Raw genomic sequence first — 23,243 nt, 5'->3', positions numbered from 1 at the left:
TGTCGCTCGGCCCTGGTCATCGCGATGACCTCGCTGTCCGGCCTGGCCAGCGCCGCGTCTTCAGACAACCTGGAAGGAGCGCTGAGCTTCTACTCCAAACCCAAGGGCGCTGCCAATCAGGTGGCCGGCACCGATCCCAATGCCAGTGGCGTGACGGTGACCGCTGCCCCGGCCGTTCCCGCCGCAGCGGTAGCCAGGGCTCCGAAAGTGGAGCTTGCCCCCGTGGCGGCTGCTCCAGTGGTGACCACGCCACCAGTGAAACAGGCTGCGGCACCCAGGCTGGACTTGAGTTTGCCGGCCGGTATGGGCGCCGGTACTTCGTTTGGTGCTGGTAGCGGTGTGGCTGCTTCCAGCCTGGGTGACGCAGAAGCCTCGCTGGCCTACATCCGCCAGATGGTGGGGACCGCGCTGCAGATCAGCCCGGAAATGAAGCAGGCCGACGCCAACTGGCAGGCCGCCAAGGGCGATGTGGACCAGGCCAAGGGCGCTCGTTGGCCGCAGGTCCAGGTCAGTGCCGCGTCGAAGTCCTGGCAGAGCAAGAAGTCCGACGATTACGACAATAGCGGTAGCACTACCGTGCAGATGACCACGCCGATCTACGACTTCGGCGCGATCGGCCATAGCATCGACAGCCGTGAGAAGACGGCGAATGCGCAGGAAGAGGCGATGGCGCAGTCGGAGGTAACGGTTGCCTATAACACGGCTACCTCCGTGGTTGAACTGGCCCACCAGCAGCAATCGCTGGAGATCAGCGATCGCTATGTAGCACGCATGCGCGAGCTGGTAGACATGCTCTCGCAAATTGCCGAAGTTGACCCGGGGCGCAGAAGCGAGGTCACTCAGGCGCGCTCACGCCTGCTGCAGGCGGAGACCGCACGCGACACCGTGCAATCCAAGCTGCAGGAAGTGAGAACGACCCTGGCCAAACTGGTTGGCGAAGATGTAACGGTCCCGGCGAACGCGAAATGGGACTGGGCACCCATGCCGTTGGAAGAGGCGCTGGCACAATTGTCGGATACGCCTTCCATTCGCCAGGCGCGCTGGGAGAAGGATGCGGCACTGGCCAATGCCGACGCGGTGAAGTCCTCGCGCATGCCGAAGCTGAACTGGGTGGTAGGACGCAGCGCAGGCGGCAATATGCTGAACAACGACGTGCCCTGGTCGACCGGCCTGGCCGTGGAGTGGAATGCCTTCTCGGGTGGTTCGGCTTCGGCGGCACAGCGTGCAGCCTATTCGCGAGCCAGTGCGGCCGAGCAGAAGATGGAAGCAACCCGTCGCGAGTCGGAGTACCTGATCCGCAACCTGGCCGAGCAGCGGGACCTGTCGATGGAGCGCGTAGGCGACTACAAGGAGTTGCTGGGCGAATCCGACCGTGTTCGGAAGATGTTCTATGACCAGTGGTACCACCTGGGCAAGCGTACGCTCCTCGACGTGCTGATTGCCGAGAACGAGTACTACACGCACCAGATCGCGGCGTCCGACACCTACTACAGCGCCAAGGCTTCCGACCTGCGTATCCGTGCGGCGACCAGCGGCCTGATGGCCTGGCTGGCTCCGGCCAGCCACTGATTTCACGGTCGGCCGACGATCGTTCCCCCCTGAGATATCTCTGCTCTCCCGGCATGTCCGCTTCGGTGGTCATGGAGGCCTGCCTCGTCCTTCCTCGAGGTGCTCATGCCGGGGCATTTCCCCTGATCGTTGCAAGTACGATCGTCACAATTTGAATGACTTTGCCCCTTGCTAAAGTCGCTGTGCGTCGATGTGTCGCAGGGTGCGCAGGGGGATTTCTCGACTTTCGCAAAGGTTCTTGATCGTCATCATGGCAAGGTCTTTGCCGACGGTTCCTGGCCCTCATGCGCAGCCGTTGAAAGTCTGCTGCAAGCCCCGTTCTTCATGGATTTGACACACTTCCATGGCATGCCCGCGCAAGCCCCTGGCAGGGAGGGAATAACCCTGCACAAGTCCTGTGAATTGGTTGTTTTCTGAGCGATTCTGCCCGGGACTGTTTCTCTGCCTGAGAAAATATCTTGTTAAAAATGAGTGGAATGGGCCTTGAAAGGCGTTTCTGAAATGCTTTGTAATACCCGCCGTCCATTTCCTACCCCCAAATCGCTGAGTCGCACTGACGCAGATCATTGCCAGTGTTCACCCTTCGGTGCAGCGGCATAACAACAGGGGGCTGCCATCGGTGGGCTCCTGTCATAAGACGAGTCGGGCAATCCGCTCGTGCATCCGGTGTGCGACGTGCGCGCTCTAACGGGCCGCCAGTCCAGACACCACACGCTGAATAACACGGAACGAATCAGCTGACGAAATCGGTTTCGCATCGCGAAGACCGGGCGACCTCCCTTTGCCTGGAATCCTTGCGGCCGCGTTCGTGAATCCATGACAGCCCTGGCAGGCGGCTTGGAAAAGTCGCGGGTAACGAGTCGTCGAGCATGCGTGGCGAAGGCTCATGGGCGGTGAAGCGATTTTCATCCACTAAGGCCGCAAGATGAAAAAAGAGCAGTACACAGGAATTTTGAAGAGACTTGCGTGGCTGCCGATGCTGATGCTCGGTGGTTGCAACATGGCGCTGTTCGACCCGAAAGGGCAGGTCGGCGCTGACGAGAAGTCCCTGATCATCACGGCAACCCTGCTGATGCTGATCGTGGTGGTGCCGGTCATCCTGATGACCCTCGGGTTCGCCTGGAAATACCGGGCTTCGAACACCAAGGCCACCTACATGCCGGACTGGTCTCACTCGACCAAGATCGAGCTGGTGGTATGGCTGGTTCCCTGCCTGATCATCGCCGTGCTCGGCTGGATCACCTGGGAGAGCACCCACAAGCTGGACCCTTACCGTCCGCTGGACTCCGAGGTCAAGCCGGTGACCATCCAGGCCATCTCGCTGGACTGGAAGTGGCTGTTCATCTACCCGGAACAGGGTATCGCCACCGTCAACGAAATCGCCTTCCCGAAAGACACTCCGGTGAACTTCCAGATCACCTCGGATTCGGTGATGAACTCGTTCTTCATCCCGCAACTGGGTAGCCAGATCTACTCCATGGCCGGAATGATGACCAAGCTGCACCTGATCGCCAACGAAGAAGGCGTGTTCGACGGTATCTCCGCGAACTACAGCGGCGGCGGCTTCTCGGGCATGAAGTTCAAGGCCATCTCCACCTCCGAGCAGGGCTTCCAGGATTGGGTCGCGAAGGTCAAGGCCTCGCAGCAGACCCTGAACCTGGACCAGTACCCGGAGCTGGTGAAGCCGACCGAGAACGTCCCGGCGACCTACTTCGCAACCGTCAGCCCCGAGCTGTTCTCCCATGTGCTGAACAAGTGGGAACACGCTGGCCACGCGATGGCCAAGGCCCACGAAGCCAAAGAACAGGCCGAGAAGGGCGAGCACGGCGAAGCGCATGAAGAGGCCGCCATGGCGGGCCACGACATGAGCAACATGCAAGGCATGCAGGGCATGCAAATGAATCCGAGCCAGGAGTAACCGCAGATGTTCGGGAAACTGACACTGTCGGCCGTGCCGTATCACGAGCCGATCATCGTCATCACGCTGGCCGTCGTCGCCCTGTTGGGCCTCGGTGTGTTCGGCGCGATCACCTACTACCGCAAGTGGACCTACCTGTGGACCGAGTGGCTGACGTCCATCGACCACAAGAAAATCGGCGTGATGTACATCATCGTCGCCCTGGTCATGCTGCTGCGCGGCTTCGCCGACGCCATCATGATGCGCGGCCAGCTCGCGCTGGCTGAAGGCGCCAACCACGGCTACCTGCCGCCGGAACACTACGACCAGATCTTCACCGCTCACGGCGTGATCATGATCATCTTCATGGCCATGCCCTTCATGACCGGTCTGATGAACCTGGCCGTGCCGCTGCAGATCGGCGCACGCGACGTGGCGTTCCCGTTCCTGAACTCGCTGAGCTTCTGGCTGCTGGTCGTCAGCGCCATGCTGGTGAACGTATCCCTGGGCCTGGGCGAATTCGCCCGTACCGGCTGGGTCGCCTACCCGCCGCTGTCCGAGCTGGCCTACAGCCCGGGCGTGGGTGTGGACTACTACATCTGGGCTCTACAGATATCGGGTATGGGTACCTTGCTCACGGGTATCAACTTCCTGGTGACCGTGTTCAAGATGCGCACCCCCGGCATGAAGCTGATGCAGATGCCGATCTTCACCTGGACCTGCACCTTCGCCAACATCCTGATCGTTGCGTCGTTCCCGATCCTGACCGCGGCCCTGGGCCTGCTGTCGCTGGACCGCTACTTCGACATGCACTTCTTCACCAACGAGCTGGGCGGCAACGCCATGATGTACATCAACCTCTTCTGGGCCTGGGGCCATCCTGAGGTGTACATCCTGATCCTGCCGGCTTTCGGTATCTTCTCCGAAGTCACCGCGACCTTCGCCGGCAAGCGCATGTTCGGCTACACCTCGATGGTGTGGGCGAGCGCCGCGATCACCTTCCTCGGCTTCACCGTGTGGCTGCACCACTTCTTCACCATGGGTTCGGGCGGCGACGTCAACGGCTTCTTCGGCGTTGCGACCATGCTGATCTCCATTCCGACCGGGGTGAAGCTGTTCAACTGGCTGTTCACCATCTACCGTGGCCGCCTGCGCTTCGATACCCCGATCCTGTGGACCCTGGGCTTCATCATCACCTTCACCATCGGTGGCATGACCGGCGTTCTGCTGGCCATTCCGGGTGCTGACTACCTGCTGCACAACAGCCTGTTCCTGATCGCCCACTTCCATAACACCATCATCGGTGGTGCGGTGTTCGGCTACCTGGCCGGCTTCGTCTTCTGGTTCCCGAAAGCCTTCGGCTTCAAGCTGGACGAGAAGTGGGGCAAGCGTTCCTTCTGGTGCTGGCTGGTCGGCTTCTACATGGCCTTCATGCCGCTGTACGTCCTCGGCTTCATGGGCATGACCCGTCGCCTGAACCACTATGAAAACCCGATGTGGCAGCCGTACATGGTGGTGGCTTTCTGCGGCGCCGTGCTGATCTTCTTCGGCATCGCCTGCCAGCTGATCCAGCTGCTGGTGTCGATCAAGAACCGCAAGGCCCTGGCAGACGAGACTGGCGACCCGTGGGGTGGCCGTACCCTGGAGTGGTCCACTTCCTCGCCGCCGCCGTACTACAACTTCGCCGAACTGCCGAAGGTCAACGACATCGACGCGTTCCACGAGATGAAGCAGACCGGTACCGCGTACCGCAAGCTGCCGGCCTATGCACCGATCCACATGCCGAAGAACACTGCCGCTGGCTTCTCCATCGCCGTGTTCGCCTTCCTCTTCGGCTTCGCCGCCATCTGGCACATCTGGTGGCTGGTGGGTGTTGGCTTCGTCGGCATGATCGCTTCGGTCATCGTGCGCAGCTACATCACTGACGTGGACTACTACGTCCAGCCGGATGAGATCGAGCGCATCGAGAACGCCAACTTCCAGAAACTCGCCTCCGCGCAGCAGGTATAAAACCATGTCGACGGCAGTACTGAATCAACACCTGGTCGATACGCACGAAGCGGCGCACGACCACGACCACGCCCACGACAGCGGCGGCATGACGGTCTTCGGCTTCTGGCTGTACCTGATGACCGACTGCATCCTGTTCGCGAGCGTCTTCGCCACCTACGCCGTGCTGGTCAACCACACGGCCGGCGGCCCGAGCGGCAAGGACATCTTCGAGCTGCCCTACGTGGCCGTCGAAACCGCGATCCTGCTGATCTCCTCCTGCACCTACGGCCTGGCCATGCTGGCCGCGCACAAGGGTGCCAAGGGCAAGGCCATCGCCTGGCTGGGCGTGACCTTCCTGTGTGGCGCCGCGTTCATCGGCATGGAGCTCAACGAGTTCCATCACCTGATCGTCGAAGGCTTCGGCCCGAGCCGCAGCGCCTTCCTGTCGTCCTTCTTCACCCTGGTCGGCATGCACGGCCTGCACGTATCGGCTGGCCTGCTGTGGATGCTGGTGCTGATGGCGCAGATCGGCACCCGTGGCCTGACCGCGCAGAACAACACCCGCATGATGTGCCTGAGCCTGTTCTGGCACTTCCTGGACATCGTCTGGATCTGCGTCTTCACCGTCGTCTACCTGATGGGGGCTCTGTAATGTCCGCTGCTGCACATCATCACGACTCCCACGGCGCCCACGGCCACGATTCCCACGGTGCCGGCCACGGCAGCCTGGGTTCGTACGCCATCGGCTTCGTGCTCTCGGTGATCCTCACCGCGATCCCGTTCTACATGGTCATCGACGGCGGCTTCTCGCGTCACGCCACCCTGCTGACCATGGTGATCCTGGGCCTGGTTCAGGTCGTCGTGCACCTGATCTGCTTCCTGCACATGAACTTCAGTTCCGAAGGCCGCTGGAACGTCATGGCATTCATCTTCACCGCCATCATCATCCTGCTGGTGGTCGGTCTGTCGCTGTGGATCATCTACACCGCAGACACCCTGATGATGCCGATGCCCTGAGGGCCGATGCCGTGAAACTCAAGCGTTATCTCCTGGTCGCCAAGCCGGGCATCATCTTCGGAAACCTGATCGCGGTGGCGGGGGGATACTTCCTCGCCGCTCGCGGCAGCGTTGACCCGATGCTGCTGCTGGCCACCGTGATCGGCCTGTCCCTGGTCGTTGCCAGCGGTTGTGTGTTCAACAACTGCATCGACCGCGACATCGATCGCTTCATGGAGCGTACCCGCAGCCGCGTCACCGTGACCGGGCAGATCTCGCTGAAGGCCGCCCTGGCCCACGGTGTGGTCCTCGGCGCGGCGGGCTTCGGCCTGCTGGCGTGGAAGACCAACGTGCAGGCGACCCTGCTCGCTGCGTTCGGCTTCTTCGTCTACGTCGTGCTCTACAGCCTCTGGCTCAAGCGCAGTTCGGTCTACGGCACGCTGGTTGGCAGTCTCTCCGGAGCCATGCCGCCGGTGGTGGGCTACTGCGCTGCCAGCGGTCACTTCGACATGGGCGCGGCGGTGCTGCTGCTGATCTTCTGCCTCTGGCAGATGCCGCACAGCTACGCCATCGCGATCTTCCGCCTCAACGACTACCGCGCCGCCGGGATTCCCGTGCTGCCGGTGGAGCGGGGCATCGAAGCGACCAAGAAGCAGATCCTCTACTACGTCGTGGCCTTCGGCCTGGCGACCCTGCTGCTGACCGTGACCGGCTTCGCCGGCTACGGTTACCTGGTGGTGGCGCTGGCCGTCAGCGCCTGGTGGCTGTTCATCGCGGTGAAAGGCTTCAGTGCCGAAGACGATCGCCGCTGGGCCCGCCAGTTGTTTGCCTTCTCCATCATCGCGATCAGCGTGCTGAGCCTGATGATGTCCATCGACTTCCAGGCCATCCCGGCCCAGTCGATGCTGGCGGCGCTGTAAGGCTGCTCTGCTGCAACGAAAAAGCCGCCCCTCGGGGCGGCTTTTTTGTGCCTGGGATTTCTCAGCGACGGTTTTTGTAGGAGCGAGCTTGCTCGCGAACCGCCCCAGCGTTGGATCTGACCGGAAGAGCGTTCGCGAGCAAGCTCGCTCCTACAATGGGGTGGCTCCCTCGCAGAAGCAACTGTCTTTCCCGGGAAGCCCGTGCCGATGCTTTCCCCTCACCCCAGCCCTCTCCCGGGGGAGAGGGAGCAGTCCGTACGGGCTGACACCCGGGATTCATCCTGCACCGAACGTTCCCCTCTCCCCTTGGGAGAGGGCTAGGGTGAGGGACGGCCCAAGCGCAGAGGCATCTCGCTGGAGCGGGCCCCGTCCGCGATGCTGGTGTAAACGACCCAATGAAAAAAGGCGGCCACCTTTCGGTGGCCGCCTTTCTCTATCCCGCTGGATCAATGCAGCTTCAAGCGCGGCTCCGTACTGCGCCCGATCCGATCGGCAATCATCAGCAACGCCGTGCGAAACGGCCCGTACAGCGCCATCTGGTGCATGCGGTAGAGCGATACATAGAACATCCGCGCCAGCCAGCCTTCCAGCTTCACGCTGCCCATCAGGTTACCCATCAGGTTGCCCACCGCGCTGAAGCGCGACAGCGAGATCAGCGAGCCGTAGTCGGTATAGCGGTACTCCGGCAGCGGCTTGCCATCGAGCTTCGCGACCAGTGCCTTGGCCAACAACGAAGCTTGCTGGTGAGCGGCCTGGGCGCGCGGCGGCACGGTGCGCTCGCTGCCATCGCCCAGCGGGCAGGCGGCGCAGTCACCGAAGGCGAAGATGTTGTCGTCGCGGGTGGTTTGCAGGGTAGGGCGCACCACCAACTGGTTGATGCGATTGGTCTCCAGGCCGTCGATGTCCTTGAGCAGGCTTGGTGCGCGGATGCCTGCTGCCCAGACCTTCAGGCTCGCCGGAATGAACTCGCCTGCTGCCGTGCGCAAGCCGTCGGCCGTCACTTCCTGTACCGCCGAACCAGTGGCTACGCGTACGCCGAGCTTCTCCAGCGTCTGGTGCACCGGCTGGCTGATGCGTTCGGGCAGCGCCGGCAGCACACGCGGGCCGGCCTCGATCAGGGTAATGCGCATGTTCTGCGGCTGGATGCCGGTCAGCCCGTAGGCCGCCAGTTCCTGCGCCGCGTGGTGCAGTTCGGCGGACAGCTCGACACCGGTGGCGCCGGCACCGACGATGGCAACGCTGATCTGGTCGTCCTTGTCCTGCCCGGCGTGGGCGCGCAGGTAATGAGTGAGCAACTGCTTGTGGAAGCGTTCGGCCTGCTCGCGCGTGTCGAGGAAGATGCAGTGATCCGCGGCGCCTGTGGTGCCGAAGTCGTTGGTGGTGCTGCCGATGGACACGACCAGTGTGTCGTATTCCAGGCTGCGCGCCGGCACCAGTTCCTCGCCCTGCTCATCGAGCGTGGCGGCGAGCTGAATGCGCTTGCTCGCGCGATCCAGGCCATCGAGGCGGCCGAGTTGGAATTCGAAGTGGTTCCATTTCGCCTGGGCGACGTAGTTCAGCTCATCCTCGGAAGAGTTGAGCGAGCCAGCGGCGACTTCGTGCAGCAGGGGTTTCCAGATGTGGGTGAGGTTGGCGTCGACGAGCGTAATGCGCGCCTTGTCCTTTTTACCCAGGGTGCGGCCGAGACGGGTCGCGAGCTCCAGCCCGCCGGCGCCGCCGCCGACGATCACGATACGATGGGACATGGTGCATTCTCATAGCTTAAGGAATCCTGTATCGGCCCGTGGCGGCACGGCGCTCACGCAAGGTAGGCCAGGAGGCGGCTCAGCAAACCCAGGGCGATGACCACAGCAAGCAAGGCCCCCATCATCAGCCAGGGCTTGAATGGCGCACGCTGGACCTGGTGTACGGGGGAGCTGAGGTACTGATCGACCTTCTGCTGGTCTTCGGGGCTCAGGCGACTGGGCATGGGCGGCCTCCGTTTATAATGTCGAGCATTCTAGTAGGGCTTGGGCGGCCTCTCAATGCGCCGCCGATCAATGCAGCATTGCATGAGCGCCTATTTACAGGCCGACGCCCATGTCGAAAAGGATGCTTCGGCCCAGGCTGCCGCGCAGGAAGTCCGGGGCGTCACTGTGGGCGAACAGCACACGGGCGAAGGTCGGGCCGACTACCGACAGTGAGCGCCAACCCTGGCGCAGGTACTCGGTAGGCGGCGGAAAGGGTGTGTTGAAGTCCGGCGTCTCGCGCTTGAGGCTGACGAAGGCGAGCAGGTCCAGTTCGCGCGGGTCGATACCGCGCTCGGTGTAGTTGTGTGCTTTCTTGCGCAGCGTCGGTGCCAGCCGCGCCTGCAGCTCCGCGCAGGGAATCCGTCGCGGCCGCTGCTCACGGCGGATCAGTTGGTTGATGCTCTGGGCCATGCGTCGGCGCAACAGTTCTTCCTTCCACTCCTCGTTGAGCCGGCGGCCCTGGTCGAGAACGAAGAACACCTCGAAGGTGGCATCACGAAACAGCACGTCCGGCGGCTGCTGGGTTGGCGCAACGAAATCTTCCTGGCGATACGGCACCTTCAATGCCTGCAGCAGTCGCTGGCAGGCCCAGCACTCCCGTTCCCACTTGCGGGCATTGGAGAGGAAGTCATTGGCTTGTTCCGCCTGGCGCGTCAGCAGGCGCAGATAGTCGGACTCGTTCATGCCTAAAGCATAGTTGCTGCGAAGCGCGGGCGGGTGGCAGAGGCGCGTGTAGACTGTTGCCAATCGTTGATGCCAGGGCTGAGGGGGAAGCGTGAAACGACTGTTGAGCGGGTTGCTGTTGATGGTGCTGGCGAGCCTGGCGACGGCGCAGGAGTCGCCAGCCATCGGCTGGACGCTGTTGGACCAGTTCGACAAACCCTACACGGCGAACGCCGATCTGAAGGTATTGCTGGTCGCCCACGACATGGCCGGTTCGAAGCTGGTAAAAGCGGCTCTGGCGGATCGTCCGCAGGGTTACCTGGAGTCGCGTGGCGCCGCTTTCGTCGCTGACATCAGTCGCATGCCGGCACCGATCTCGAGCATGTTCGCCATCCCCGCCATGCGTGACTACTCCTATCGCGTGCTGCTCGACCGCGAGCCGCGCGTGGCCAGTCGCTTCCCGGCCACGGCAGATGCGGTGACCTGGTTGCAGCTGGAACAGGGCAAGGTCGTCGCCAGCCACAGCTTCGGCTCGGCAGATGCACTGCGCCAGGCGCTGGAGCGGGGCACGCCGTGATCGCCGCACAGCTGCTGTCCGAAGAAACCCTTGAGCTCGGCTGGGCGATCTACTTGCCCGTCGTCGCCTGGGCCATCTGGCGCGCACCGTGGCTGGAACTGGTCAGCGATTTTCGCCGCCAGCACCTGGTGTTCGGCACCATGCTCGGACTATTCCTGCTGTGGCTGGTGCGGCGGGACTTTGCTTCCGGGGTGTCTTTCCATTTCATTGGCATGACCGCCGTGACCCTGTTGCTGGATTGGCCGCTGGCAATCATCGTCGGGCTGGTCGCGCAGATCGGCCTGTGCCTGATCGACCGACAGGATTGGGCCGCCATCGGTGTCAACGGCATCCTGCTGATCCTGATTCCGGTGCTGATCACTGAAGTGGCGGCGATCCTCGTCGAGCGCCGGCAGCCGCGGAACCTGTTCGTCTACATCTTCTGCTCGGGTTTTTTCCCGGCGGCACTGGCGGCGGTCTGCAGTCTGTTGCTGGGGCTCGGCCTGCTGTGGATGGACGGGTTGTTCCCGATGCCGCCGTGGATCGAGGATTTCATCGGCTACCTGTGGCTGATCATGTTCCCCGAGGCCTTCATCAACGGCACCATCGTCACCGGGCTGGTGGTCTTCTATCCGGACTGGCTGGAAACCTTCAACCGCACGCGCTACCTGCAGGCTCCGTGGAAGGACGATGATGAGTCGCGCTGATGCGCGACCATCGACCGCCCGCATCGTCCGCGTGATTTGATCCAGGTCAGTTCGGGAACCTCCTACGATCAGGGAAGCTTGGCCCCCCATTCGCAAGGAGATTGCCGATGAGCATTCACAGCTGGGCCGAACAACGCCTCCACGAACTGCTGATCGAAGCCGAAGCGGCGGGCCAGGACCCGCAAATGGTCTTGCGCGCCATGCTCAGCGCCGTGGTGCGCGCCAACGCCCAGGTGCGCACTCAGGAGGATCTGGCGCACGAGCTGCAGTTCCTCGCCGACAACCTGGATGACGAGCGGGATTACGCCTTCATGCGTCCCTGACGCCAGCGCTCGTCTGGATTTCCTGTAGGAGCGAGCTTGCTCGCGAACGCTTTTACCGGCAGGCGCCGTGATCGCGCGATTCGCGAGCAAGCTCGCTCCTACAAGATCCAGACCGCTTGGGCCTGAAGAAGATGGCCGAAAAAAAGCCGCCCCTCGGGGCGGCTTTTTCCTTACGGCTCAATGCCCGCGCGGCGGTTTTTCCAGATCGCCGGAGAACAGCTCGTCTTCCTGATTATCGCCGGGAATAGCGTGTTCTTCCGCGGCCCAGGCGCCGAGGTCGATCAGTTTGCAGCGGTGCGAGCAGAAGGGGCGGAACTCGTTCTTGGCGTTCCATTCAACAGGGGCGCCACAGGTGGGGCATTCCACGGTCAGGGGTTGGCTCATGGTTGTCCTCCACGCAGGCCTAGATAGATCTGATGCAGACGCTCGACCTGCTGGTGCAGGTGGCTGAGGTCGCCATCGTTAAGCAGCACGTCGTCGGCGTGCTTGAGTCGGTCGTCGCGCAAGGCCTGGGCCTTCAGAATCGCACGGACCTGTTCTTCGGACACCTGGTCGCGGCGCATCGTGCGCTCCAGTTGCAGGTGTTCGGGGGTATCCACGACCAGCACGCGCTGGGTCATGCGGTACTGCCCGGACTCCACCAGCAGCGGCGACACCAGGATGGCGTAGGGCGACTGCGCCTGCGCCAGGTTGCTGGCGATCTCCTGGCCAATCAGCGGGTGCAGCAGTTGCTCCAGCCAGCGACGTTCGTCTTCCGCCTTGAAGATGCGCTCGCGCAGGGCGGCACGGTTGAGCTGGCCGTCCGGCAACAGCACGGCTTCGCCAAAGCGTTCGACGATCTTCGCCAGGGCAGGGCGGCCGGGCTCGACCACCCAGCGCGCGGCGTGGTCGGCGTCGACCATGTGTATGCCCAGCGCGGCGAAATGCTCAGCGGCGGCGCTCTTGCCGCTGCCAATGCCGCCGGTGAGACCGAGGATCCAGGGTTTCATGCTTCTCCTTTCAGCCGGCCCGGTGGCCGTCCAGATGCGCCGACGAAACTCGGCGCGGGAGAAGGCTAGCGGAAACCGGCGAACTGCAGATAGGTCGCGGTTATTTGATCACCCCAGAGCAGCGCAATCCAGCCGGCGATGGCCAGGTAGGGACCAAAGGGGATCGGCGTACTGGTTTCGGCGTTGCGCAGGCGCAGCATGATCACGCCCAGCACCGCACCCACCAGCGACGACAGCAGGATGGTCAGCGGCAGCACCTGCCAGCCACCCCAGGCGCCGAGCATGGCCAGCAGCTTGAAGTCGCCGTAACCCATGCCTTCCTTGCCGGTGAGCAGCTTGAACAGCCAGTACACCGACCACAGGCTCAGATAGCCAAACACTGCCCCCCAGAGCGCATCGCCCAAGTTGGTGAACAGACTGAAGTAATTGACGATCAGGCCCAGCCACAGCAGTGGCAGCACCAGGGCGTCCGGCAGCAGCTGGTGGTCGACGTCGATCATGCTCATCGCCAGCAGGCCCCAGCTCAGCAGCAGCATCGCCCCGGCCTGCCAGCCGAAGCCGTAGTGCCAGGCGATGAAGGCCGAGAGCGCGCCACAGGCCAGCTCGATCAGCGGATAACGCTTGCTGATCGGTGCCTTGCAGGACGAACACTTGCCCCCCAGAACCAGCCAGCTCACCACCGGAATGTTCTCCCAGGGCTTGATCTCGTGGGAGCAATGTGGGCACTGGGAATTGGGTAGGACCAGGTTGTAGGTCGGACGCTTCTCGTCCTCCGGCAGGCCCAGGGTCTCCCGCGCCTGCTGCTGCCAGTCCAGCTCCATCATCCGCGGCAGACGGTGGATCACCACATTGAGGAAGCTGCCGACCAGCAGACCGAGGAGGGTCACGCACAAAACAAAGGCCAGCGGAGTGCTGGCCAGGAACTCGAGAACAGGCATAGATTAGACGACAGAGCCCAGTTGGAAGATCGGCAGGTACATGGCAATGATCAGGCCGCCGACCAGAACGCCCAGGACAGCCATGATCATAGGCTCCATAAGGGTGGTCAGGTTGTCGACGGCATTATCGACCTCTTCCTCGTAATAGCTGGCCACTTTATCGAGCATGGCGTCCAGCGAGCCCGACTCTTCGCCGATCGATGCCATCTGGATGGCCATGCTCGGGAAAACGCCAGTCGTGCGCATCGAGAAATTGAGCTGCGTGCCCGAGGAGACGTCCTGTTTGATCTTGTTCACTGCGTTGCGGAACACCACGTTGCCGGTTGCGCCGGAAACCGAGTCAAGCGCCTCGACCAGTGGAACGCCGGCGGCAAAGGTTGTTGACAGCGTGCGGGCGTAACGCGCTACGGCGGACTTGTACAGGATATCGCCGACGATCGGCAATTTGAGGATGGTGCGGTCTGTCCCATCCCTGAATTTCTCCGAGCGGCGGTGGAATTCTCGCAGAGAGAATGCAATGACGAATATTCCTATCAAGAAGGCGAACCACCAAGCCTGAAGAACTTCAGAAAGAGCGATTACCATTTGCGTAAAGGCTGGGAGTTCTGCTCCGAAACTGGAGAAAACGCTTTGGAATTGCGGAACCACCTTGATCAACAGAATGGACGAAACGATCACTGCCACGACGACTACCGCAATTGGGTAGGTCATGGCTTTCTTGATCTTGGCCTTGAGCGATTCGGTTTTTTCCTTGTAGGTGGCGACCCGGTCCAGCAACGTTTCCAGGGCACCGGATTGTTCGCCGGCGTCGACCAGGTTGCAGTACAGGTCATCGAAATACATAGGCTTCTTGCGCAGCGAGTTGGCCAGGCTGTTACCTGCGGCAACCTCCTGTTTGATCTCATCTACCAGTTTGCGCATGTTTGGGTTATCGAAGCCTTCGGCAATGATGTCGAAGGACTGCAACAACGGAACGCCAGAACCCATCATGGTTGCCATCTGCCGGGTGAAGAGCGCGATGTCCATGGGCTTGATCTTTTTACCAGCACTCAGCAGGGAGATGCCCTTCTTGCGCACCTTGATCGGATTGATCCCCTGTTTGCGCAGTTGGGCCTTGATCAGCGCAGTGTTGACTCCGGAGAGCTCCCCTTTGACCTTGCCGCCCTTGCGATCAGTGCCTTCCCAGGTAAAGACACTGTTCTTCAATGCTTTTTCCGCCATGGATTAATCCTTGGTCACGCGGTTGACTTCCTCGAGGCTGGTAATGCCTTGCATGGCTTTCAGCAGGCCCGAGGTGCGCAGATCGTTGAAGCCTTCTTTGCGGGCTTGCTCGGCGATCTGAATGGAGTTGCCCTCCTCCATGATAATGCGCTGCAGGGCCGGCGTGATTTTAACCACTTCATAAATACCTAAGCGCCCTTTGTATCCATTCTTGCAATTTTCACACCCTACTGGTGCGTAGAGCTTGAAGGTGCCGATCTTTTCTGCCGGGAAACCTTCGTGCAGCAGCGCTTCCTGCGGGACATCATGCTCTTTTTTGCAGTGTGCGCAGAGTTTGCGTGCCAGTCGCTGGGCAATGATGAGGTTAGTGGAAGTTGCCAGGTTGAACGAAGCAACTCCCATGTTGAGCAGGCGAGTCAGCGTCTCGGCGGCGCTGTTGGTGTGCAGGGTCGACATCACCATATGGCCGGTCTGGGCGGCCTTGATGGCGATTTCGGCGGTTTCCAGGTCGCGGATCTCGCCCACCATGATCACGTCCGGGTCCTGGCGCAGGAAGGCGCGTAGGGCCTGGGCGAAGTCCATGCCTTGGCGCGGGTTGACGTTGACCTGGTTGATGCCCTCGAGGTTGATCTCCACTGGGTCTTCGGCCGTGGAGATGTTGATGTCCGGGGTATTGAGAATGTTGATACCGGTGTACAGCGAGACGGTTTTGCCCGAACCGGTGGGGCCCGTCACCAAAATCATGCCTTGCGGCTGCTTGAGAGCATCGAGGTAGAGTTGCTTCTGCGGCTCCTCGTAGCCGAGGGCGTCAATGCCCATCTGTGCACTGGACGAGTCGAGAATCCGCATCACGATCTTCTCGCCCCAAAGAGTGGGTAAAGTGTTGACGCGAAAGTCGATGGACTTGGTTTTGGATACCCGCATCTTGATGCGGCCGTCTTGGGGTTTGCGACGTTCAGAAATATCTAGGCCGGCCATCACCTTCAAGCGTGCAGAAATCCGGCTGGCCAGTTGGATAGGCGGCTTGGCGACCTCGTGCAGCATGCCGTCGGTGCGGAAGCGCACGCGGTAGACCTTCTCATATGGCTCGAAGTGAAGGTCGGAGGAGCCACCTTTGATAGCGTCCAGCAACATCTTGTTGACGAAGCGCACCACTGGGGCGTCGTCGGCGGCTTCGCCGACACCGTCGTCCTTGGGCTCAATGTTGCCGCTTTCGATATCCAGTCCTTCGAGATCAACATCGCCGAGGTCATCGAGGCCTCCGGAGACGCTCTCGAAGACCTTCTCGATCATCTCGCCAAGCTTGTCGTCTTCAACAAGGATGGCTTCGGTGGTCAGGCCAGTGCTGAATTGAACATCGGTTATCGCCTGGTGATTGGTCGGGTCTGACAAGCCGACGAAGAGTTTATTGCCTCTCCGCCAGAGTGGGATCACCCGGTGCTGGCGGATAAGCTTCTCGCTGACCAACTCTTTAGGAATTGCTTCTCGATCAATGCCCGACAGGTCGCAGTAAGCGATGCCGAATTGGTCCGCCGCTAGCTCTGTCAGTGGGCGGCTCTTCACCAGCTTGTTCTGCACAAGGTAAGTGACCAGCGACAATTTGTTCCGCTGTGCCTGCAGTTGAGCTTGCTGGGCGCTCTTTTCGTCCAGAAGCTCGGAGTGCACCAATTGTCGGGCGAGTCCGGATAGTACGACTTGATCGTTCATTGCAGGTGGCCACACGAGGAGTTGTGTGCCTTATATCGTAGATGCTCTTGAGTTCCAAATGTGGCTAAAGGGGCTGCCCAAAAATGTCACTTCCTGCGAAATTTCGTATTTGTTTGTCTCCTGATTCTCTGGAAGAGCGGCATATCGCTGGGCTGGGGTAATTGGCATGGAAGCTGCTTGAGGGTGATTAGGTCTCGTGGCCTCGTCTAAAATCCTGGAGAGAAACATGAAAGCTCAAAAAGGCTTTACTCTGATCGAATTGATGATCGTTGTTGCGATCATCGGTATCCTGGCTGCCATTGCTCTGCCGGCCTATCAGGACTACACCGTTCGTGCTCGCGTATCTGAAGCTCTGGTTCTGGCTGCTGCCGCCAAAACTACCGTTGCCGAAAATGCCACTAGCGGCGTTTCTACCCTCGGCCTGGGCTACACCTTCGCTACCGCCACTAAAAATGTATCTACCATCACCGTCGCTGCCGGCACCGGCGTGATTTCGGTGACGACCACCGCAACGGCGGGCGCCGTCACTCTGACCCTGACCCCGAAATCTGCCGGTACCGGTCTCACCGGAGGCAATATTCCGACCGCTCCGATCGAATGGACTTGTGCCGTCAGCAACGCGGCTTCCAATAAGTACGTTCCTGCTGAATGCCGCATCTAACGGCTAAGCACTTTTGATCTTGATCAGGCCCCGCTAGTCGGGGCCTGATCTTATCTGCGATCTGGAAATATGGAACTGACGATTTTGATGCCCTGCCTCAATGAGGCGGTCACTTTGCAGCGATGTATCCAAAAGGCCCGGCGATTCTTGTTGGATAACAATATCGACGGCGAAGTGCTGATTGCCGACAACGGGTCCACAGATGGTTCGCCTGAGTTAGCCAGGAGCGAGGGGGCCCGCGTTGTACACGTGCAAAGCAAGGGCTATGGCAGTGCCTTGAAGGAAGGCATCCGGTCGGCCCAGGGGCGATTCGTGATTATGGGTGACTCCGATGATAGCTACGACTTTTCGCGCATGGAGGGATTCGTCAGCAAATTGAGGGAGGGATATCAGTTGGTAATGGGGAACCGCTTTCGCGGTGGGATTGCTAAGGGGGCTATGCCTCCACTGCACCGTTACCTGGGGAACCCTGTCCTGAGCTTCATTGGGCGTCTGCTTTTTTCGACCCCGGCGAGAGATTTTCATTGTGGCCTTCGCGGCTTCGAGCGAGAGGCAATTCTTCGTTTGGGGCTTGCCTCTGGCGGAATGGAGTTCGCCAGTGAAATGGTGGTTAAGGCATCTTTGCAGGGGCTGCGTGTTTGTGAGGTCCCAACAACCCTTTCCCCGGATGGGCGTGATCGTGCGCCGCATTTGCGTAGCTGGCGGGATGGCTGGAGGCATCTGCGTTTCCTCCTGATGATGAGCCCGCGTTGGTTGTTGTTGTATCCCGGGGTGTTTCTGTTGCTGGTAGGCGGGCTGGGGCAGTGGCTGATTTATCAGGATACCGTTGTAATCTCGCATGTTGGTTTTGATATCAACACTATGTTGTTCCTTTCCAGTCTTACAGTGCTGGGAGTGCAGTTGACGTTATTCGCATTAATCGCCAGAGCCATCGGTTGTGTGAAGGGGCTGCTGCCCTTCGCTGGAGTGAGTCTCAGGTTTTTCCGGGCTTTTACTCTGGAGCGAGGGATATTTCTGGGGCTGATAGTGTTCTTGTTAGGTGCGGGGCTGGCTGTATTGGCTGTTTATTTTTGGGCAAAAACTGGTCTTTCTGCATTGGACCCGCGCGGGATGATGCGAATCACGATCCCATCGATTACCTTGATTCTTGCTGGTCTGGAAGTGATTTTCGCTTCATTTGTCCTAAGCTTCATCGATCCTCTGTCGATCTACGATAAAAAATAAAGGATATAATTCGGTGAAGGGGGTTCGCGAGTTTTCAGCAGTTTTCGGGGTAGGGGCAGTTGTTTGTGTACTTGTTGCGTTATATTTTGGAAAGGATATAAACTGGGATCAGTTAAATTATCACGTTTATTCTGGTTTCAGTGCTTTCAATGATCGGTTTTCCCGGGATTTTTTTGCGGCCAGTTTCCAGGGGTACTTGAATCCTTATGCGCACTATCCATTTTACTGGATGGTTATGCATGGTGTTGCTCCTTGGTTGATCGTTTCTGTCCTTGCTGTCTTTCACTCCATTAATCTCGGGTTAGTCTATTTCATTGCCCGAGAGCTTGTGCCCGATGAGGGGAAATGGCTCGCCGTTTTCGCCGCCATCCTTGCATTCCTGAATCCGATATTCCTGCAGGAATTGGGTTCGACATTTTCGGATATTACCGTCGCTTGGTTGGTTCTGCTTGCCTGGTGGCTTCTTCTCTCTGGTTGGCGGAAAGGCCTCGGCGTGCTATGCGCGGGCGGGCTTCTAGGGATTGCCTTTGGCTTGAAGATGAGCAACGGGCTGTTTGCTCTGGTGAGTGTGGTCTTGCTGGGAAGGGGGGCAACTGGCTTTTCATCTTGGGTGACTTCTCTGCTTCTGTTTGCAATGGGTGGAGTGATCGGTTGGCTTCTTGCTGATGGATATTGGGCCTGGCGGCTTTACACGGAGCTTGGTAACCCACTTTTCCCGATGTTCAACGGCGTCTTTCACTCTAACGCCATGACTGTCGAGCCGTTCAAAGACACGCGCTTCATTCCCGGAAGCTGGCTGGAGCTGGCGCAAAGGCCATTCCGCATGATATTGCCTTTGCGCTTGATTCACACCGAACCGGCGGCGCCGGATACGCGCTATGCCTGTCTGATCGTGCTGGCGGTGGCGTACCTGATATTGCTCAGGCTCAGGAGTGACGCTACGGGCAAAACATTGCGTGCGCTGCTTATGTCTGGCGTAGGTTTGGTTCTGTGGCTGCTTTTGTCGGGGAACAGTCGGTATTTTATGCCGATGGCCGCATTGGTGGGAGCGTTGGTCATTGCTTTGGCTTGCCAGGTATTCCGTGGTCGACCTCGCTTGGTCGGATACTTACTGGTTCTTCTCATGGGGCTGCAGGGGGCTGCTATCTATTGGGGGGGGCAGCTTCGTTGGGCACCTCATCCTTGGGGGCGGCAGTGGTTCGACATTACTGTTCCAGAGCCATTGAGGGTGCAGGCAAATCTGTATCTGTCCACTGATGTTCAGTCTGCTTCGTTCCTTTTGCCTTTCCTGGGGCAGGATGCTGCTCTAATGAATCTCTCAGGACAGTACGTGCTAGCGCCCGATCTCCCTGGTGGCCAGCAGGCGAAGGCCTTGATTGCCCGCTATGAGGGGCGGCTGAGGACGCTGTCCGCGCAAGGCATCACTATACGGGGAGGCGATCAGGGGGTTTTGGACCGCAATAAGGCGGCTCTGAGGTTTGGGCTGGTGCCTGATCTTTCTGACTGCCGGTACATATTTGCCGAGGGGTTGTCTATGTCGGATGTTCGGCTTTCCTCTGAATCAGAGGCCCCACCTGGGCAGTATTTTGAAAGCTGTGCGCTGAAAAGGGCTTCTATCGACGAGGTAAATGCGCTCCGCGAGCAGGATCGACTGGCCTCGACTGTGTTTGATGCTGTTGAGGCGGCATGCCCGGGAGTCTTCCAGCCGAAGGGGCTGGCGAACAGTTGGCGAGGAGGTACGCCGGGGCGCAGTTATGCCAATACCGGTATGCAAATGTATATCACTGCTCAGGACGAGGTTAAGTATATGAACGTGGTGATGGGTGGTGATTCGATATCGGCGGGGATGGCCTCCACATGGCGGAATGGAAACGGCGTTGTCGATTGCAATAAATTACATGCGTCACCATTTGGCGGGATGTTCAAAGAGCTTCGCTAGAAAATCGATAGCCGTCGATTTGGTTATGCTTTCGATGTGGCTACTAAATCTGCTGATGCCGAGGTCAGAGTGAACGCTTACAGAGTGCGGGTTCTAAACTGTTTGTCTCCAATATTGGCCGACCTGGAAGGGGTTGAGCACGCCCTCGACTTCGGAAGTGGCGATGGCTGGTTCGCCAGCCAAATCAGTCGAATGAGTGAAGTGGGGCAGTTGACTGCTATTGATGTGAGGCGGCGGCCTGACGTTCATTTCGAACCGATGATCTATGAGCCTGGGGCTCCTCTACCGTTCAAGAATGAGAGTTTTGATCTGGCATACTCAATAGATGTGCTGCATCATTGTGCTGATCCGCTATTTCAACTGAATGAGCTTTGTCGTGTGTCGCGAAAGTATATTCTCATAAAGGATCATACTTACAGGACATTCTGGGGGAGGTGGGCTCTCGCTGTGCTGGATGAGGTCGGCAATAGAAGGTTTGGAATCCCCTCGCCGTACAATTATCAGATTGGTGATAGCTGGACAGAACACATGAACAAGAGGGGGTGGTCTGTAAAGCTATCGATTCCAGATGTTCAATGCCACGTAGGGCTGCTCGGGATTATGACTAACAGCTTGCAGTGCCTGCATCTTTACGAGCGTGCCTACTAGACTTTCTTGAAGCTCCAGTCGCGGTGGATGATGAAATTCACGGCGGTCATGCCGATAGCAATCACTGCGCTGGCAACAAGATAGTTTATGCCTAGGCCTGAAACCAGAAGCGCCATCAGAGCCATGCTTGCGAGGAAAAGCAGCATATTTGCCGAGAAGTACTTGAGGAATTCCTTGGTGGCGGGGAGCCCTGAAGGTGAAAATGTCCAGCGTCTGTTAAGTGCCCAGCCTGTCGTGTTGGCAATTACGATGGACGCCAGCATGGATGCCAGATAATGAACGCCAAGAACTCCGGTTAGGATATACAGGGTGGCCAGGTTTATGCCAAAGCAAAGGCCGCCTACCATAATGAATTTATAGTATCGACGGTCTTGGAGTAATTTAAATGCTTCGATCAATTGGTTCGTCTGTAGGAGGGTGCTGTGGCTGGTAGGTTGAACTCGCCGATCTGGCGCCATGATGCCTTTGTCCTTAGGCGTTTGCAAACTGCTATACAGGCCGTGGTGTCGAAATTAGATTCGTGCGGGGTATTGAAGAAGGAGGCTCTTGTTGTGGACTTTGGTTCCGGTGAGGCTCCGTACAAGAGTTTATTCGAAGCTTCTTCCTGTGACTACTTGCGATGCGATCTGGAGGGAAATCCACTGGCAGATGTGCATTTCAAAGAGGGCGGACGGCTGCCTTTTGATGCGGGATCCGTAGATTGCGTAGTCTCCTTCCAAGTGCTCGAGCATGTCTGGGAAGTTCAACAGTATCTGGCTGAATGTAAGCGAGTGCTCAGAGTGGATGGGCGCCTGGTGCTGTCGACTCATGGTGTCTGGTTGTATCACCCCCATCCTGGAGACTATCGCAGGTGGACTGCGGATGGGCTTCGCAAGGAGCTTGAGTTGGCGGGGTTGGAAGTGCTGGAGACTCAGCCGATAGTTGGCCCCCTTGCGTGGACGACTCAGTTTCGCAGCCTAGCGTACCATCACCTGTTTTCGCGCATGGGATCGCTGGGTAAAGTGTTATCAGCGGTCGTCTGTACCTTTATGTATGCGCGGATGTGGATTGAAGACAAGATTACTCCTGCCTCCATCAGAAATACCAATGCATCCGTCTATTTGCTTGTTGCCAGGACAGTGGTGAAGTAGTTGTCAGTAGACGTAGCGTTGTCCAGAGTTCTTCAGGTCAGTGCCTTCTATCCCGCGCATGGCGGGGGGATCGAGGTCGTGGCAGGTAAGCTGGCCGAAGGCTTGGTCAACGAGGGTATTCAACTGACCTGGATGGCAGGTGGGGCTGTGGAAGAAGAGCCGGCAGAGCGCAATGATATGCAGATCGAGCGAGCTGCCTCTGTCGATTTCTGTGAGCGGTACTTGGGCCTGCCGCTGCCCTTGTGGGGGCTGGCAAGCTTGCGCAAGCTATGGAATGAAGTTCACCGCGCTCAACTGGTTCAGGTTCACGATTATCTCTATTTTCCTTCCCTCATTACTCTATTGTTCGCGTGGTGGTTGCGGCGTCCAGTAGTGCTGACCCAGCACATTGGCTGGATCGAGTTCAACTCTGTTGTTGCCCGGTGCATCTTGCGTTTGCTCAACCACACTTTAGGCCGACTTGTGCTCTCTCGGGTCGGGAGGGTGATCTATGTATCGCGTCCCGTAGCGGATTACTGGGCTGCCGTTCTGCGTACCGAGCAGTCAGGTAAAGTCATCGCCAATGGCGTCGATCATCAGCGCTATAGCCCGTCAGCGCGTGCACCAGGAAAGGGAGTATTGGAGTTCCTCTTCGTGGGCCGGTTTGTCGAGAAAAAAGGTATCGACCTGCTGAAGTCATGCTTGGATATTCCGGGTGTTCACTGGACCTTCGTCGGCAGGGGGCCGCTATCGCCCAGACAATGGAAAGAGGCTGAGCAGATTACGGTACTTGAGGGGCTGAGGGCGGAGGAGGTTGTTCGCTATTATCAGCAGGCTGATCTTCTGGTCCTTCCTAGCAAGGGAGAAGGTTTTCCCCTTGTCATCCAGGAGTCACTGGCTTGTGGCACGCCGGTATTGGTCAGCGACGAGGTGAGGCTCGCGTTTCCTCATGTAGATGAGCGTTGTGTATTCTCAGCTGACGTCTCTGGGCGGGATGCAGAGAACCAGCTGCGCCAGACATTGCGGCAATTGGCGGGTGCACCAGAGGACCTGCGCCAGGCGAGAAGCTTTGCGGAACGGCTTTCGCGGCAATGGTCCTGGGAGTGCTGTGTTAAGGCATACTTGCGCAGCTATCGCGAGCTTGTGTGTTCGTTCTCGGGCTGCAATTGATTAGC

The 23,243-nt window shown here is 59.2% G+C and carries 24 protein-coding genes; 15 read left to right on the top strand and 9 right to left on the bottom strand.

The window, feature by feature from the left end; translation table 11 throughout:
- Positions 1 to 24 precede the first annotated feature (24 nt).
- From L6D89_RS15740 to cyoE, 6 genes are all read left to right on the top strand, one after another.
- A complete protein-coding gene (locus tag L6D89_RS15740; protein WP_236200415.1) occupies positions 25 to 1,569 on the top strand; it encodes a TolC family protein in 1,545 nt (514 codons plus the stop codon).
- A 925-nt stretch (positions 1,570 to 2,494) separates the two neighbouring features.
- The gene (gene cyoA, locus L6D89_RS15735; protein ID WP_236175763.1) at positions 2,495 to 3,487 is read left to right on the top strand and encodes a ubiquinol oxidase subunit II; all 993 of its coding nucleotides are present in this window, start codon (positions 2,495 to 2,497) and stop codon (positions 3,485 to 3,487) included.
- Positions 3,488 to 3,493: 6 nt separating this feature from the next.
- Positions 3,494 to 5,476 (top strand): cytochrome o ubiquinol oxidase subunit I, encoded by a 1,983-nt coding sequence (gene cyoB, locus L6D89_RS15730; protein WP_236200414.1) that lies wholly within the window; start codon positions 3,494 to 3,496, stop codon positions 5,474 to 5,476.
- Positions 5,477 to 5,480: 4 nt separating this feature from the next.
- Positions 5,481 to 6,110, top strand: coding sequence for a cytochrome o ubiquinol oxidase subunit III (gene cyoC, locus L6D89_RS15725; protein WP_015475724.1), 630 nt, complete (start codon positions 5,481 to 5,483; stop codon positions 6,108 to 6,110).
- Positions 6,110 to 6,475: a cytochrome o ubiquinol oxidase subunit IV gene (gene cyoD / locus L6D89_RS15720; RefSeq protein ID WP_024765643.1), complete on the top strand. Its 366-nt coding sequence runs from the start codon at positions 6,110 to 6,112 to the stop codon at positions 6,473 to 6,475. The genes cyoC and cyoD overlap by 1 nt, the downstream gene beginning before the upstream one ends.
- 11 nt (positions 6,476 to 6,486) lie before the next feature.
- The gene (cyoE, locus tag L6D89_RS15715) at positions 6,487 to 7,374 is read left to right on the top strand and encodes a heme o synthase (RefSeq protein WP_081517366.1); all 888 of its coding nucleotides are present in this window, start codon (positions 6,487 to 6,489) and stop codon (positions 7,372 to 7,374) included.
- 446 nt (positions 7,375 to 7,820) lie between these two features.
- Here the strand turns inward: cyoE and L6D89_RS15710 are convergent, their stop codons facing one another.
- The 3 genes from L6D89_RS15710 to L6D89_RS15700 all read right to left on the bottom strand — a co-directional run bounded on the left by L6D89_RS15710 (position 7,821) and on the right by L6D89_RS15700 (position 10,067).
- Complete coding sequence (locus tag L6D89_RS15710; RefSeq protein ID WP_236200413.1) at positions 7,821 to 9,119, bottom strand: NAD(P)/FAD-dependent oxidoreductase; 1,299 nt, start codon at positions 9,117 to 9,119, stop codon at positions 7,821 to 7,823.
- Positions 9,120 to 9,172: 53 nt separating this feature from the next.
- Positions 9,173 to 9,343 (bottom strand): DUF3094 domain-containing protein, encoded by a 171-nt coding sequence (locus L6D89_RS15705; protein ID WP_017516731.1) that lies wholly within the window; start codon positions 9,341 to 9,343, stop codon positions 9,173 to 9,175.
- A gap of 94 nt (positions 9,344 to 9,437) precedes the next feature.
- Positions 9,438 to 10,067: a DUF1780 domain-containing protein gene (locus L6D89_RS15700; protein ID WP_169941845.1), complete on the bottom strand. Its 630-nt coding sequence runs from the start codon at positions 10,065 to 10,067 to the stop codon at positions 9,438 to 9,440.
- A gap of 121 nt (positions 10,068 to 10,188) precedes the next feature.
- On the opposite strand from L6D89_RS15700, the gene L6D89_RS15695 reads away from it, so the two are divergent.
- From L6D89_RS15695 to L6D89_RS15685, 3 genes are all read left to right on the top strand, one after another.
- Positions 10,189 to 10,623 (top strand): FAD/FMN-containing dehydrogenase, encoded by a 435-nt coding sequence (locus L6D89_RS15695; protein WP_236200630.1) that lies wholly within the window; start codon positions 10,189 to 10,191, stop codon positions 10,621 to 10,623.
- On the top strand, positions 10,620 to 11,309 hold the full coding sequence (locus tag L6D89_RS15690; RefSeq protein WP_236200412.1) for an energy-coupling factor ABC transporter permease: 690 nt from the start codon (positions 10,620 to 10,622) through the stop codon (positions 11,307 to 11,309). Before L6D89_RS15695 ends, L6D89_RS15690 begins: the two co-directional genes overlap by 4 nt.
- A 107-nt stretch (positions 11,310 to 11,416) precedes the next feature.
- Complete coding sequence (locus L6D89_RS15685) at positions 11,417 to 11,632, top strand: hypothetical protein (protein ID WP_236175759.1); 216 nt, start codon at positions 11,417 to 11,419, stop codon at positions 11,630 to 11,632.
- A 177-nt stretch (positions 11,633 to 11,809) separates the two neighbouring features.
- Here L6D89_RS15685 and yacG read toward each other — a convergent pair whose 3' ends face one another.
- From yacG to pilB, 5 genes are all read right to left on the bottom strand, one after another.
- A complete protein-coding gene (gene yacG / locus L6D89_RS15680; protein ID WP_236175758.1) occupies positions 11,810 to 12,016 on the bottom strand; it encodes a DNA gyrase inhibitor YacG in 207 nt (68 codons plus the stop codon).
- Entirely contained in the window at positions 12,013 to 12,621 is a 609-nt protein-coding gene (gene coaE / locus L6D89_RS15675) for a dephospho-CoA kinase (protein WP_236200411.1), read from the bottom strand. Before coaE ends, yacG begins: the two co-directional genes overlap by 4 nt.
- 65 nt (positions 12,622 to 12,686) lie before the next feature.
- Positions 12,687 to 13,559, bottom strand: a complete 873-nt coding sequence (locus tag L6D89_RS15670; RefSeq protein ID WP_236200410.1) for a prepilin peptidase — start codon at positions 13,557 to 13,559, stop codon at positions 12,687 to 12,689.
- 3 nt (positions 13,560 to 13,562) lie between these two features.
- Entirely contained in the window at positions 13,563 to 14,780 is a 1,218-nt protein-coding gene (locus L6D89_RS15665; protein ID WP_236200409.1) for a type II secretion system F family protein, read from the bottom strand.
- A gap of 3 nt (positions 14,781 to 14,783) precedes the next feature.
- Positions 14,784 to 16,487 (bottom strand): type IV-A pilus assembly ATPase PilB, encoded by a 1,704-nt coding sequence (gene pilB / locus L6D89_RS15660; protein WP_236200408.1) that lies wholly within the window; start codon positions 16,485 to 16,487, stop codon positions 14,784 to 14,786.
- A 226-nt stretch (positions 16,488 to 16,713) separates the two neighbouring features.
- Here pilB and L6D89_RS15655 point away from each other — a divergent pair, with 226 nt between their 5' ends.
- The 4 genes from L6D89_RS15655 (at position 16,714) to L6D89_RS32815 (ending at position 20,959) form a co-directional block, all read left to right on the top strand.
- Positions 16,714 to 17,148: a pilin gene (locus tag L6D89_RS15655; protein ID WP_236200407.1), complete on the top strand. Its 435-nt coding sequence runs from the start codon at positions 16,714 to 16,716 to the stop codon at positions 17,146 to 17,148.
- A 69-nt stretch (positions 17,149 to 17,217) separates the two neighbouring features.
- A complete protein-coding gene (locus L6D89_RS15650; protein WP_236200406.1) occupies positions 17,218 to 18,372 on the top strand; it encodes a glycosyltransferase family 2 protein in 1,155 nt (384 codons plus the stop codon).
- A 13-nt stretch (positions 18,373 to 18,385) separates the two neighbouring features.
- Positions 18,386 to 20,311, top strand: coding sequence for a hypothetical protein (locus tag L6D89_RS15645; RefSeq protein WP_236200405.1), 1,926 nt, complete (start codon positions 18,386 to 18,388; stop codon positions 20,309 to 20,311).
- A gap of 36 nt (positions 20,312 to 20,347) precedes the next feature.
- Positions 20,348 to 20,959 (top strand): methyltransferase domain-containing protein, encoded by a 612-nt coding sequence (locus L6D89_RS32815; RefSeq protein WP_373874957.1) that lies wholly within the window; start codon positions 20,348 to 20,350, stop codon positions 20,957 to 20,959.
- Here the strand turns inward: L6D89_RS32815 and L6D89_RS15640 are convergent.
- The gene (locus L6D89_RS15640) at positions 20,956 to 21,357 is read right to left on the bottom strand and encodes a GtrA family protein (RefSeq protein WP_236200404.1); all 402 of its coding nucleotides are present in this window, start codon (positions 21,355 to 21,357) and stop codon (positions 20,956 to 20,958) included. The genes L6D89_RS32815 and L6D89_RS15640 overlap by 4 nt on opposite strands.
- Positions 21,358 to 21,393: 36 nt before the next feature.
- Here L6D89_RS15640 and L6D89_RS15635 point away from each other — a divergent pair, with 36 nt between their 5' ends.
- A complete protein-coding gene (locus L6D89_RS15635) occupies positions 21,394 to 22,089 on the top strand; it encodes a class I SAM-dependent methyltransferase (RefSeq protein WP_236200403.1) in 696 nt (231 codons plus the stop codon).
- Positions 22,090 to 23,238: a glycosyltransferase family 4 protein gene (locus L6D89_RS15630; RefSeq protein ID WP_236200402.1), complete on the top strand. Its 1,149-nt coding sequence runs from the start codon at positions 22,090 to 22,092 to the stop codon at positions 23,236 to 23,238.
- Positions 23,239 to 23,243 lie beyond the last annotated feature (5 nt).

Origin of the sequence: Pseudomonas pseudonitroreducens (assembly GCF_021603645.1) — a bacterium.
Taxonomy (GTDB): Bacteria; Pseudomonadota; Gammaproteobacteria; order Pseudomonadales; family Pseudomonadaceae; genus Pseudomonas; species Pseudomonas pseudonitroreducens.
The sequence above is the reverse complement of the archived record's forward strand: the minus strand, read 5'-3'. Positions and strand labels throughout refer to the sequence as shown.

What these genes read in the sequence shown, in the direction of transcription:
- L6D89_RS15740 (WP_236200415.1), top strand. Translation starts at nt 25, where the DNA reads ATGACCTCGCTGTCCGGCCTGGCCAGCGCCGCGTCTTCAGACAACCTG.
- cyoA (WP_236175763.1), top strand. Translation starts at nt 2,495, where the DNA reads ATGAAAAAAGAGCAGTACACAGGAATTTTGAAGAGACTTGCGTGGCTG.
- cyoB (WP_236200414.1), top strand. Translation starts at nt 3,494, where the DNA reads ATGTTCGGGAAACTGACACTGTCGGCCGTGCCGTATCACGAGCCGATC.
- cyoC (WP_015475724.1), top strand. Translation starts at nt 5,481, where the DNA reads ATGTCGACGGCAGTACTGAATCAACACCTGGTCGATACGCACGAAGCG.
- cyoD (WP_024765643.1), top strand. Translation starts at nt 6,110, where the DNA reads ATGTCCGCTGCTGCACATCATCACGACTCCCACGGCGCCCACGGCCAC.
- L6D89_RS15710 (WP_236200413.1), bottom strand. Translation starts at nt 9,119, where the DNA reads ATGTCCCATCGTATCGTGATCGTCGGCGGCGGCGCCGGCGGGCTGGAG.
- L6D89_RS15705 (WP_017516731.1), bottom strand. Translation starts at nt 9,343, where the DNA reads ATGCCCAGTCGCCTGAGCCCCGAAGACCAGCAGAAGGTCGATCAGTAC.
- L6D89_RS15700 (WP_169941845.1), bottom strand. Translation starts at nt 10,067, where the DNA reads ATGAACGAGTCCGACTATCTGCGCCTGCTGACGCGCCAGGCGGAACAA.
- L6D89_RS15695 (WP_236200630.1), top strand. Translation starts at nt 10,189, where the DNA reads ATGGTGCTGGCGAGCCTGGCGACGGCGCAGGAGTCGCCAGCCATCGGC.
- L6D89_RS15685 (WP_236175759.1), top strand. Translation starts at nt 11,417, where the DNA reads ATGAGCATTCACAGCTGGGCCGAACAACGCCTCCACGAACTGCTGATC.
- yacG (WP_236175758.1), bottom strand. Translation starts at nt 12,016, where the DNA reads ATGAGCCAACCCCTGACCGTGGAATGCCCCACCTGTGGCGCCCCTGTT.
- coaE (WP_236200411.1), bottom strand. Translation starts at nt 12,621, where the DNA reads ATGAAACCCTGGATCCTCGGTCTCACCGGCGGCATTGGCAGCGGCAAG.
- L6D89_RS15670 (WP_236200410.1), bottom strand. Translation starts at nt 13,559, where the DNA reads ATGCCTGTTCTCGAGTTCCTGGCCAGCACTCCGCTGGCCTTTGTTTTG.
- L6D89_RS15665 (WP_236200409.1), bottom strand. Translation starts at nt 14,780, where the DNA reads ATGGCGGAAAAAGCATTGAAGAACAGTGTCTTTACCTGGGAAGGCACT.
- pilB (WP_236200408.1), bottom strand. Translation starts at nt 16,487, where the DNA reads ATGAACGATCAAGTCGTACTATCCGGACTCGCCCGACAATTGGTGCAC.
- L6D89_RS15655 (WP_236200407.1), top strand. Translation starts at nt 16,714, where the DNA reads ATGAAAGCTCAAAAAGGCTTTACTCTGATCGAATTGATGATCGTTGTT.
- L6D89_RS15650 (WP_236200406.1), top strand. Translation starts at nt 17,218, where the DNA reads ATGGAACTGACGATTTTGATGCCCTGCCTCAATGAGGCGGTCACTTTG.